The 12,957-nt window shown below is 73.3% G+C and carries 2 protein-coding genes; both read right to left on the bottom strand.

Going from position 1 to position 12,957, the window contains the following annotated elements; translation table 11 throughout:
* Window positions 1-65 precede the first annotated feature (65 nt).
* Entirely contained in the window at window positions 66-11,387 is an 11,322-nt protein-coding gene (locus ACIQFX_RS30765; RefSeq protein WP_402470061.1) for an amino acid adenylation domain-containing protein, read from the bottom strand.
* The gene (locus ACIQFX_RS30760; protein ID WP_402470059.1) at window positions 11,347-12,744 is read right to left on the bottom strand and encodes an MFS transporter; all 1,398 of its coding nucleotides are present in this window, start codon (window positions 12,742-12,744) and stop codon (window positions 11,347-11,349) included. The genes ACIQFX_RS30765 and ACIQFX_RS30760 overlap by 41 nt, the downstream gene beginning before the upstream one ends.
* Between the last annotated feature and the right edge of the window lie 213 nt (window positions 12,745-12,957).

Below are 12,957 nucleotides of genomic sequence, written 5' to 3'. Positions count from 1 at the left end.
CGCTGTTCAATGATGCGCACCGCGCCCCGGCGGCGACCGCCGCCGGGGCGCGGTGCGCGCGCCGGTCAGCCTTGTGCGCCTGCCGCTTCCGGCTCCGGCCCCACCTCCGGCTCTGGTTCCAGTGGCACCTCAGACTCCGACTCCGGCGCCGGAGCCAAGGCCGCGGCGTCGCTCAGACTGCGCAACGACCAGTCAGGGTTGCGGACCGCCGCGTCCAGGAACGCGGCGAAGGACGCGCCCCAGCTCTCCACGGTCGAGGACGTGAACAGGTCCGTGGAGTACTCGAAGGTGACGGTGAGCGTGCTGTTCACGGACTCGACGACGACGTAGAGCTCGTTGCGGGCCACATCGCTGGTGGGCAGCCCCCGGACCGTCGTCGACACCGACGACAGGTCGAGCACGGGCGGCGGGGTGGTGACCACCGTGAACAGCACGGTGGGGAACAGCTCTTCCGGTGCCAGATCGGAGACCAGGCGGACGACGTCCGTGAGGGGCAGGTCCTGGTGGTCCAGGGCGGTGAACAGCGAGGTGCCGATCCGCCGGACCAGGCCGGCGAAGGGTTCCTCGCCGTCGATCCGGGCCCGCAGCGGGACGGAGTCGCCGATGAGGCCGACCACGTCTGCCCGCTCGGGCTGCGTGCGGTTCGCGCTGGACACCGGGAGCACGATGTCGCCGAGGGAGCCGCTGAGCCCCGACAACCAGGTGGAGAAGGCCGCTGCCAGCACGGTGTACGGGGTGGTGCCGAGCCGTGCGGCCGTCGTTGCCACGGCGACACGGGTGGCGTCGTCGAGGGGCAGGGAGTGGAGGGCGCCTCGGCCCGACAGAACCGGCGGCCGCGGCTTGTCGTACGGCAGTGCGGGGCGCAGGGGTACGCCGTCGAGTTCGGCTCGCCAGAACCGTTCGAGTTGCGCGCGGCGACCGTCGTCCAGGGCGTGTTCGGCGCGGGCGAAGTCGGTGAACTGGGCCTTCGGTGAAGGAAGCTCGGTCTCGACACCCGTCCGCCGCGCGTTGTACAGCTCCGCCAGCTCGTGCCAGACGATCCCCATCGACCAGCCGTCGCAGATCGCGTGGTGCAGGACGGTGACCAGCACCCAGCGGTCCTCGCCGAGACGGGCCAGGCGGAAGCGGAAGAGAGGCGCGCTGTCCAGCGCGACGATCTCGGCCGCCTGCTCCTGGCACCACGCGTCGACGTACGCGTCAGGGGCGTCGGGACCCGGTGCCGCGGACAGTTCCGTGATCGGCAGTTCCACGGGAACCTCGTCCATGATCTCGACGACGTGCAGCCCGTCGTCGCGCCGCACCGCGCGGCTGCGCAGTGCGTGGTGGCGCCCCACCAGGTCTCGCAGAGCCCCCGTGAGGGCCGCGGGGTCCAGGCTGCCGTTCAGATCGATGCGGTGGGCGACGTTGTACACGCTCGGGTCGGAATGAGCGTGGTGGCGCCGCCACAGCCGGCGCAGGGTGGAGGGCATGGGTGCGCTGTCCACCACGCGGCCCCGGCCGCGGCCGGGGCCGTCCTCGTGGCCGTAGCCGTCGGCGGGTCCTGCGGCCGCGGCGGCCGCACAGCGGGCCGCGACGCCGCGGACGGTCGGCTCCAGGAAGAAGTCGGCCATGGAGACGGGCACGTCCACCAGTTCCCGCACGCGGTTGAGCAACCGGATGGCGCTCAGCGAGTGGCCGCCGAGCTGGAAGAACGACACGGTCACGGGCACGTGGGGCACATCGAGCACCTCGCACCACAGGTCGTGCAGGGACTGCTCCAGCGCGGTGGCGGGCCGGGTGGCGTCCTCCCGCTCACTCGCCTCCGGCGAGGGCTCGGGCAGGGCGGCGCGATCCAGCTTTCCGGACGCGTTCACCGGCAGCCGCTCCAGGAACACCCACCGGCGCGGCACCAGATGGTCGGGGACGGTGGCGGCCAAGGCGGTGCGCAGGGCGTCGGGGCCGACCGCCGGGTCGGCGGGGACCACGTAGGCGACGATCTCCGTCTCGCCGTGTCGGTCGAGGCGCGGAAGGACAGCCGCGGACCGGACCCCGGGCAGTGCGGTCAGCGCCGCCTGGATCTCGCCGGGCTCGACCCGGTGACCCCGGATCTTGACCTGGTCGTCGGTTCGTCCGCAGTACTGGAGCGTGCCGTCCGTGCGCCAGCGGCCGAGATCGCCGGTGCGGTACAGGGCGCCGGGCACGCCGGCCTGCGCTCCGTCGAGGAAGGCCGCGGCGGTCTCGTCGGGACGGCCGTGGTAGCCGAGTGCCACGGGCACGCCTCCCACGTGGATCTCACCGACGGCGCCCTTCGGGACCTCGTGTCCGGCCGTGTCGAGCAGCAGGACGCGAGCGCCCGGCACCGGTGCGCCGATCGGCGGCCACGTCTCGCCCTCGGGGTCGACCCGGTGCGAGGTCGTGATCACCGAGGCCTCCGTGGGGCCGTACTGGTTGTACAGCGCGCACGCGGGGTGCGAGGCGAGGAAGCGGCGGAGTGCGGCGGTCAGCTGGAGCGCCTCGCCCGCCGAGTACAGCTCGCGCAGCGTGGGGAGTTCCGGCCCGGTCTCCATCAGGTACTTCAACGGGGTGCAGGGCATGAACAGCCGTTCCACACCGTGGCGGCGCACCGCCTCGGCGACAGCGGCCGGGTCGTGCCGTACCGCGTCGTCGATGAGGACGAGGGCGGCGCCTGAGGCCAGCGTGGTGAAGATCTCCTGGACGCTCACGTCGAAGGCGGGCGAGGTCCACTGCAGGGTGCGCAGCGCGGGATGGTCCTCCACGTGCCGGAGCACCAGGTTCACCGGACCGCGGTGGGGCACCAGCACGCCCTTGGGCCGGCCGGTCGAACCGGAGGTGGGGATGCAGTACGCGGGATCAGCGGGACCCGCCGTACGGCCGAGCGGCGTCCCCTCCGTAAGGTCGTCCGAAGGGCTGCCGGGACTGCCGTCCGCGGTCTCGGCGGCGTCCACGACGAGAACGGGAAGGTGCTCCGCGAGCCCTTCGTGGGCTGCCAGCGCGGTGCGGTCGCTCAGCAGCAGGACGGGGGCGCCGTCGTCGAGCAGTCCGGCCAGACGCGCGGTCGGCACCGCCGGGTCGAGCGGCAGATAGGCCGCCCCGCTCTTCAGCACGCCCAGGAGCGCGGTGATCAGTCGCGGACCACGCGGCAGGAGCACCGCCACGCGTTCCCCGTGCGCCGAGCCGCGCGTGCGCAGCTGCCGGGCGAGCCGGTCCGCACGGCGGTCCAGCTCCCCGTACCGCACCTGCTCCCCGTCGCTGATGAGCGCGACGGCGTCCGGAGTACGCAGCGCCTGCCGTTCGAAGAGCCCGTGGAGCGTGTCCGACACCGTGGGCAGCGGCTCGTCGAGGCACCCGAGGCGGTCGAGGTCCGTACGGTCGGTGCCGGTGAGCGCGGTCAGGTCGTGGAGAGGCGCGCCGGGCTCGTCGAGGACGCGCCGCAGCACGTGCTCCACGTACTCCACGAGGCGGTGCACGGTGTCCGCGTCGAACAGGACGGAGTCGTACTCGACCGTGAAGCGGACGCCGTCACGGTGGTGCGTCATGTAGACGCTCAGATCGAACGGGGCACGGTCGCTCGGCACGTCGAGCAGCTCGGCCGACAGCCGCGGCGGGTCGAAATCCACCTCGGAGGCGTGCTCGAACTCGACCATGACGTCGAAGAGCGGGTTGCGGCCGGGGCTCCGCCGGGGAGCGAGGGCGGCCACCAGCTCGTCGAAGGGGACGCCGCGGTGCTCGTACGCCTCCGTGCTGGTTGCGCGCACGCGGCCGAGGAGGGTGCTGAAGTCCGGGTCGCCGGTGAGGTCGAGGCGCAGCGGCACGGTGTCGAGGAACACGCCCACGTGGTCCTCGGTGCCGGGCTGCCGCGCGGAGACCGCGGTGCCCACGACCACGTCGCGCTGACCGCTGAACCGGCCGAGCACCGCGCCGATCGCGCTGGTCAGCACCATGAAGAGAGTGGCGCGGTGGCCCGCTGCGAACGAGCGCAGCCGGCCGGTGAGTTCGACGTCCAGGGAGTGGGTGAGGCTCGCCCCGGCGCCCGACCTGACCGCCGGTCTGGGCCGGTCGGTGGGCAGGGACAGCTCCTGGGCTCCTTCCAGCGCCCCACGCCAGAAGTCCAGCGACGCGGCGTGCGCGCCGCCGCCCGGTTGTGGTGGTGCGGGCAGGGCGGGCAGCGGGGGCAGGGCCGGATCGCCCTGTGCTCCCGCGCGGTAGAACGCAGCCAGGTCGCGGACGAGTACGGCCGTGGAAGAGGAGTCGAAGACGATGTGATGGGCCATCAGGAACAGCAGGTGCCGCTCCGGGGACAGCCGCAGCAGCCGCGCCGTGACCAGCGGGCCGTCGGCCGGATCGAGCCGCCGCCGCCCCGCGTCCGACAGGGCGGCCCGCAGGGCCTCCTCCTCGGTCTTGTCCGAGTGGTCGTCGACGGGGAGGTCCATCGGAACTGCCGCCCGCACCTCCTGATAGGGCACCCCTCGGTGGTCGCCGAACACCGTGCGCAGGGCCGGGTGGCGCTCCGCGACCCGGTGCAGCGCGGTCCGCAGCGCTCCCGCGTCCAGCGGCCCGTCGAGGCGGATGGCCTTGGGCTCGTGGTACATGGTGGTGCCGGGGTGCAGCTGTTCCACGAACCAGATGCGGCGCTGCGCGGGGGTGAGGGGAGTCCGCGCCGGAGTGGCGTCGGTCCGCCGTTCAGCGTGCCTCTCGAAGGCTTCGGGCAGCTCGGAGCGCCTGGACGGCTCAAGGGGTCCGGTGGTTGCGGCAGTCTCGCCGGCCGGCTCCACCAGCTCCTCGGCCCGGGTACGGCGCCGGACCCGGTCGAGTACGGGCAAGGCGGCCAGCACCTTCTCCTTGGCCATGCCGAAGTCGACGAAGCAGGCGATCTCGTCGGCGCCGGCATCCACCAGGCGCCGCACCGTGGCGGCGGCGGTGTGTTCGTCGCCGATCAGGGCACGGGAGTCGCAGTAGCGCTCGTAGGCGAGCCCGAGCAGGAAGTCCACGTCGTCGTCGGTGGAGTTCGCCAGGTCCACCTGGACGCCGAGGCTGTTGGTCGCCTGGTCGAACAGGGCCAGCGAGGAGCGCAGGTACGAGATGAAGGGCTGGTACGCCTCGGCCCGTGCGCGTTCGGCGTCCTCGTCCAGGTAGGTGTGTACGAGCACCACGACCCGTCCGGCCGCGGGGTCGAGTCCGTGCTCGGCCCGCGTGCGTCGGTACAGCGCGATGTTCTCGGCCAGCTCCTCGACGGTCTGCCCCATCAGGTTGGTGACCACGCCCAGGCCTTCGGCGGCGGCTCGGCGGTAGCTGTCCGGGTTGCCCAGAACGGCCACGTACAGCGGGAGCTGCTCCTGGACCGGGCTCGGCTGCAGCCGGATGTCGACCGGATTCCCGTCACCCCCGGTGGTCGCCAGCGGCTGTCCCGACCACAACTGCCGTACGGTACGCAGCTGCTCGTACATCACCTCGCGGTGCCGGCCGAAGTGGTGCGGGGCGAGCGTGAAGTCGGTGGCGTGCCAGCCGCTCGCCACGCAGAGGCCCGCGCGGCCGCCGGAGATGTTGTCGACGACCGACCACTCCTCGGCCACCCGTATGGGGTTGTGCAGAGGCAGTACGACGGAGCCCGCGTTGAGCCGGATGCGGCTGGTGCGCGCCGCGAGTGCGGCGGCGAGCACGGACGGGTTGGGGAAGAGTGCGCCGAAGGAGTCGAAGTGCCGCTCGGGGAACCACAGGGAGTGGAACCCGTTGCGGTCGGCGAACTCCGACGACTCCATGATCAGCGCGTACTTGTCGTGCGCGGCCTCCTCGGGATAGTCCCCGAAGAAGTAGAGGCTGAAGTCGCAGGCGGGGGAGGGAGCGGTGGTGGATTGCCCCGGCGCGGGGGCCGGCGTCGCCGTCGGGATCGGTGCCGAGGCCGGGGACGGAGCGACACATACCTTTGTGGGGAGGTGAGTTGCCGGTGTCGTGGCGGGGACCGGAGTCGCCGGAGTCGTGGTCGGGACGAGAGCCGTCGGTGTCGGTGTCGGCGGCGCCGCAGGCACGGGCGAGGCCACGGGGACGGGTGCGGGCGCGCCCGCGAGCAGGGCAAGCTGCCCGTTGAGCAGTCCGCCGACCTGGTCCAGGAGCTGCCGAGCCACCCCCAGTTGCTGTGTGAACAGGTCGTGCAGCTCGCCCGGAACCCCGGGAGCGTGGGAGGCCGGAGCCGCCGCCGGGTCCGTGACCCGCTCGGCGACCGGGGAGTCCGCGGGGACCTTCGCGGGGGCTTCCGCCGCCACCCCGACGGCTCCCAGCTCCACCAGCCGTTCGGCCAGCCCGCGCGGAGTGTCCGCGGTGTCGAACAGCTCCCGCACCGGGATGCGTACGCCGTACAGCTGATCCAACTCCGCCGTCAGCCCCATCAGGGACAGGGAGTCCGCGCCCAGTTCGAAGAACGAGCTGTCGGGTGTCACCTCGGCCGCCTCATGGCCCAGCTTGCGGGCGGTCAGCTCACACACGGAGGTGAGAAGTCCGTCCGGCGCCGAGGAGGTCGAGAGCGCGGGGGAGGGCTCGGTCGATGTCATGGACGCCTCGGGAGGTAGGGATGGCTCCGGTACGGGGGAGGGCCCGGGCGGCGCCGGAGGCCGCGGCGTCCGGTCGGCGGGCTCGCCGAACGGTAGGGGGCGCCGCCGCAGCGGATGGCCCGGCAGGGGGATGCGGCTCCCCGGGGGAGTGAGCGCACGCCAGTCCAGCTCGGCACCCCTGCGGTACAGGGCGCCGAGCGAGGTGAGCAGGCCGTGCACCTGGCGCTCAGGCTCGTCGCCCGTGCCCTGACCGGCCACCCAGCGGCTCGCCGGGACGCAGTGGCGGCCGACACCGGTGAGGGTGGCACCTGCCCCGATCTCGACGAAGTCGGCACAGCCCCGCGCGGTGGCCGCGGCCATGGCCAGGTCGAATCGGACCGGCTGCCGGGCGTGGCGACAGAGGTGGTCCGCGTCGGCGACCCACCCGGGAGCGCGCACCTCGCCGTCGACCGCCGTCACCAGCGGGATTTCCAGGGGCCTGTACACCGCCTTGTCGGCCCAGCGCCGGAACTCCTCCAGCACCGGTTCCATCGTGGGCGAGTGGAACGCCCGGTCCACGGGCAGCGCCTTCCACCGCAACCCCTCGGCATCGAGCCGCTCGGCGGTCCGCGCCAGCACCTCGGACGTACCGGCGAGCACGATCGCCCGGGGGCCGTTGACCGCGGCCACCACGGCACCGGTGGCCCGGGCCACCCGCTCGGCGGTCGCCCCGTCGGTTCGGACGGCAAGCATGCCGCCGGGCACGGCATCCGCCTGCATCAGGTGCCCACGCGCCGCGGTGAGCCGCAGACCGTCCTCCAGGGACAGGCCGCCCGCCGCGTACAGCGCCGCGTACTCGCCGACGCTGTGGCCGAGGAGCAGGGCGGGACGGACACCGGCGGCACGCCACGCGTCGGCGAGCGCGGCCTGATGGGTGAAGAGCGCCGCCTGGGCCGTCCTGGTGGGCCAGACCGCGTCGCCCGCGACGGCCCCACTCTCTTCGGGGGCTCCCCGGTCGAGCAGCAGCGACAGCAGGTCGCCGCCGCCCTGTTCGTCCGCGAAGAGCCGCGCACACCGGTCGATCGTGCTCCGGGCCGCCGGGTACGCCCGGTACAGGCCCGCGGCCATGCCGCGGCGCGCGCTGCCCTGCCCGGAGAAGGCGAAGGCGACCGGCCCGAGCGGCGCGGTCGGCGCGGCCGCCGGTTCGCCGAGGGATCGCGCCAGCTCCTCGGCGTCCCGACCGACGGCCGTCGTGCGCGCGCTCCGGTGCGGCCGGCCCAGCGCCAGCGTGGCCGCCACGTCCGCGGCCCGCTTCTCCGGGTGTCGCCGCAGGTGGTCGCGGACTCGTCCGGCGTACTCCGGCAGCGCCTCGGCGTCGCGGGCGGACACGGGGACCAGTACGGGAAAGCCGGATGCGGCGGCGAGCCCGGACACGGGCCTCGCGGCCTCCGCGTACTCCTCCAGCACGACGTGCGCGTTGGTGCCGCCGACACCGAGCGCGCTGACTCCGGCCCGGCGCGGCACGCCGTCCGGGACCGTCCACGGCCGCAGCTCCGTGGCGAGGGTGAGCGGACCGCCCGCCAGCTCCAGCGCGGGGTTGGGACGGCTCAGGTGCAGCGTGGGCACCAGGGTGCGGTGTCGCAGCATGAGCACCGTCTTGATCAGCCCGGCCATGCCGGCGCAGCTGTCGAGGTGCCCGATGGCCGGCTTCACCGAGCCGACCGCGCAGAATCCCGTACGCCGGGTGGACTCGCCGAGGGCGCGGCCGAGCGCCCGCAGCTCCACGGGATCGCCGAGCCGGGTACCGGTGCCGTGCGCCTCGACGTACGAGATCGTCTCCGCGGGCACGTCCGCCCTGCGCAGGGCCTGACGCACCACCTCCGCCTGGCCCGAGACGCCGGGTGCGCTGAAACCGACCTTGTCCGCACCGTCGTTGTTGACGGCCGAGCCCAGGATCACGGCGTGCACGGTGTCGCCGTCGGCGAGAGCTCGGTCGAGCCGCTTGAGCAGGACGGCGGCCACGCCGTTGCCGCCCACCGTGCCGTCGGCCGCCGCGTCGAACGCCCGCAGGCGCCCGGTGGGCGACAGGATCGACCCCGGCTCGCTGACGTAGCCCGACTCCTGCGGCAGGTGGACGGCCGCGGCCCCGGCCAACGCCAGGTCCGTCTCACCGCTCAGCAGCGCCTGCACCGCCAGGTGCACGGCGACCAGCGAGGTGGAACAGGCGGTCTGCACGCCGATGGCGGGACCCGTCAGCCCGAGGCGGTACGCGACACGCGTGGCGAGGAAGTCCGGCTGCCGGCCGACAGCCCGCTGGATGGCGACCCCCGGCTCCTCCCCACCGCTTGGCCCGCGAGCCGGGTGCCCCGGCCCGTCCGCCGACTCCTGCTGGTGGTCGTAGAGGTTCATGCCGGAGCCCGCGAACACGCCGACGCGCGTGCCGGGGGCGGCGGACTCGTATCCGGCGCTCTCCAACGCCTGGTGGCAGCACTCCAGGAAGAGGCGGTGCGCCGGGTGGGTGAGCCCGGCTTCCTTGGGACTGATGCCGAAGAACTCCGCGTCGAACCCGTCGACACCGTCGAGGACCCCGCCCACGGGTACGTGCCCATGGGCGGCCGGGTCCTGCCCGACCGCCGCGGGCTCCGTGTCGCCGAAGACCCGGATGCTGTCCACGCCGTCGCGGAGATTCGCCCAGAACGTCTTCGGCGAGTCGGCGCCGGGGAACCGCAGCGACATCCCGACGACGGCGATCCGCCGCTCGGCGTCGTCCGGGGAACCGTCGGCGGGATCGCGGTCCGGCAGTACGTCGGCTGCCGCGGCCCCCTCCACCGGAGGGCCGGACTCCGCGAGGTGCGCGGCGAGCGCGGCGGCCGTCGGGTGCTCGAACAGCGCCGTCTGGGCGATGCCGACACCGAGCCGCTCGGCCAGCCGGGCGCGCAGCTGTGCGAGCCGCACCGAGGTCAGGCCCAGCTCGTAGAACGGGACCTCCACGTCCACCGTCGAACCTTCGAGCGCCGAGCCTTCGACCAGGGCACCCACTTCCTCCCGCACCACACGTGCCACCGTGTCGGCGAAAGCGGCGGGGGGCGGGGAAGCCGTGGCCCCCGTCCGCAGCTCGGGAGCGGCCGCCGCGTCGAAGGCACCTACGTCGAAGGCACCCGCGACGAGCCGGTCGCGCAGCTCCGCGCGGCGGATCTTCCCGGCGGGAGTCCGGGGGAACTCCCCGACCGGCACGGGCAGGACGTGGGCCGCGGTCAGCCGGAGCCGGGTGAACAGCGCGGCACGCACCTCGGCCGCGATCCGCACGTCCGCCCGGGCGCCGCGACTGACGAAGAGGACGGCCAGTTCGTCGGTGCCCCGTACGCGGTCCGGCACGCCGCAGGCGGCCACCTCGCCCTGGCGCACGCCGTCGACGGCAGCGGCGACCTCCTCCACCTCGTGGCAGTGGACGTTGTGCCCGTTGATGATGATGAGGTCCTTGCGCCGCCCGGTGATCACGACCTGTCCCTCGGCAAGGAACGCCAGGTCACCCGTCTCGAGCCACTCCCGGCCCGCCGGATAGGCCGCCGCGTCCGCCTCCGGGTTGTCGACGTAACCGGGTGTCAGACGCGCGGCCGAGTGCACCTGGAGCCGGCCGATCCTGCCGTCCGGCACGACGATGCCGTGGTCGTCGACGACACGCAGCGTCACGCCGTGCGCGGGCGCCCCCGCCGCGACGAAGGTGACACAGTCCTCCTCCGGCGTCTGCGGACCCGCCGCCACCGGGTCACCGCCCAGGCTGCTCTTCAGCAGACGGTGCACCGTGCCCGGCCGGTCGAGCCGCCCGTACGTGACCCCCGTGACCGTCTCCGCCATGCCCCACGCCGGAACGATGTGCCCCCTGCGCATCCCGTACGGCGCCGTCGCGTCGAGGAAGCGCTCCATCACGGGCAGGACGATCTGCTCGCCTCCGCACACCACCGTCTTCAGACCGCTCAGGTCCCACCGCCGCGCCGCCGGTTCCTCCGGCCTGCGGGCGAGCGCGTCCACGACGAGCTGGTAGGCGAACGTCGGAGCCCAGCCGTGCCGCGCGCCGTGCTCGTCCATGAGATCGAGCCAGCGCAGCGGATCCGCCAGCACGTACTCGGTCGGCGCGTGCACATTGGTGCAGCCCGCGAAGACCGCGAGCAGGTGGTACAGCAGGAACGCGCCACTGTGATCGACCGGCAGCCAGTTCACCATGGTGTCGTCCGGACTCACGTCCAGGACACGACGGCTGCTCGCCGCGAAGTCCGCGAGTCCGGCGTGCGTCAGCCGCGCGGCCTTGGGTACTCCCGTGCTGCCGGAGGAGAGCATGAGCAGGGCGGTGTCGGCCCCGTCCGGCTCGACATGACCCTCGGCGGGCACCGCGGACAACCCCTCCCGCACGAGCATCGTGCGGAGCGAGGGCGCGGCCTGCGCGAGTGCGCCGGCGCCGGCCTCGTCGGTGAGCACCAAGGGCCCGCGCAGCAGCCGGTGGGTTTGGAGGAGACGTTCCAGGGCCGGCGTGCCGCCCAGGGGCGGCTCCGCGAGGGCTGTGGGGAGCATGCCGCCGAGTTGGCACGCCCAGAACGCGGGGAAGAACTCGGCCAGCGGTAGCCCGCTCAGCAGGACGGTGTCGCCGCGACGTACCCCGTGCGCCCGCAGCGCGTTGAGCAACCGCCTTGCCCTGTGCAGGAGTTCGGCATAGGACTGGCCGGATGCCCGACCGTCGGGATCGAGCGTGACCACGGTCCCCGGGGCGTTCCGTGCGGCGCGGAGCAGCGCCTGCACGGCATCACGCGGATCGTCCTTCGTCCAGTCGAGCTCAGGTCCTCGACAGAGTGCTTGTCCCGGCAGGCGTTTCATGTGTTCCTCGATTGGCTTCGGGAGCGTGCTTGCGGCGTTCGTCGGTACGGGAAGTGCGACGCCGACGGTTCGAGACGTACAGCGACGTGAGCAGGGCCGAAGCACCGCACACCGCGACCCCGTGGAAGGCGCTCACGACGACGGCGGCAGGCAGCGTCTCCAGCGCCGCGGCGGCAGCGACGGTGCCCAGGGCGAATCCGGACTGCTCGACCGAGGCGGACAGGCCGAAGAGCCGGCTCCGCAACGGCTCGGCGGCGGCTTGCAGGCGTGAGGCGTAGACGATCTCGGTCCAGCCGTCCGCGAACCCCGCCGACGCGGCCGCCACCACCACGACGGCCGCTGGCAGCCCCCAGAACACCGCCGCGAACGACACCGCCATCGCACAGGTGCCCAGGGCGAACGCGCGCTCCCCCCAAGCCGCCTCGGTCTTCCTACGGCGCAGCACCAGGTGGGCGAGGAACGTCCCCACGGCCCAAGTGGCCCAGAAGCGCGTCATGAACAGCGCGGACTCCCCGGGATGCGCGTCGTGCGCGACCACCGGCAGAGCGACGTTGTGCGAGGAGGACGCGAAGGCGTCGATCCCTCTGAGCGCGATCATCATGACGAGCAGGCCGGACAGCGGGACACCCGCTCGGCGCCACCGGAAGCGCGGTTGACGCTTCGGGCTCTGCGGAGGTGTCGCGGCCACGGAATCCGCAACGTGCTCCTGCGCGTCCGCGCCCACGTCCTCGCCTTCAGGCACCCGCCGGAGTGCCAGGAGCGTGACCGCGGACAGGGCGAAGCCGACCGCATTGCAGGCGAAGGCGAGAGGGAAGCCGCCGAAGGCGATGACAGGGGCCGCCGAGGCGAAGCCCACCACCGTGGCCAGGGAACGCCCCATGACCAAGGAACCGTTGGCACGCGTACGGGCCTCCCCGCCGACCAGGGCGGGGATCCAGCTGCGCAGCGCGACCGTGGAGAACGTGTTGCCCGCGCCGAGGACGGCGACAGTCGAGACCAGCACCCACACCGGGGTACGCCCACCACCGAGAGCCAGCACGACCATCGCGACGCCCCGGGCGACATCCGCACCGATCATCACGGTCCGATGCGCGACCCGGCTCAGCACCCTGCTCGCGACGAAGCCGGCCATGAACCCGCACAAGAGCCGCAGCGCCATGACGGCGCCCACCCCGAAGGCCGTACCCGTCACGGAGTAGGAGAACAGTCCCATCGCAATCAGGCTCAGGTAGTTGCCGCACGCCGAGACGGCGTACGCACCGGCAAGGAGGCGGAACCGGAGGCCCAAGCCCGCCGGCCGCCGGGCGGGGGGCCCGTCTGCCGGGCGCGCGCGATGCGCACGTCCTGTGCCGTGCATGGCGGCTGCTCCGATCTGGTTTTGCCCTCGGGTTGCCACGCAGGCGGCGTGGACGTGGTGCCGGTTCTCTACGACGCTCCTCACCCCGCACCGTTCGTCCGGGCAGTCCCAGTCGCAGGGAGGCGAGCCGCACAGTGGACGACCGTCTTGTTCGCAAGAGCGAACGCCGGAGCCGCTGCCGGTTGATCATCTGATCGTTTGCTGACGTGTGTC

It is taken from the genome of Streptomyces sp. NPDC093089, assembly GCF_044754405.1.
Classification (GTDB): domain Bacteria; phylum Actinomycetota; class Actinomycetes; order Streptomycetales; family Streptomycetaceae; genus Streptomyces.
Note: the sequence above shows the minus strand (reverse complement) of the source record. Positions and strands in the feature narration are given on the sequence as shown.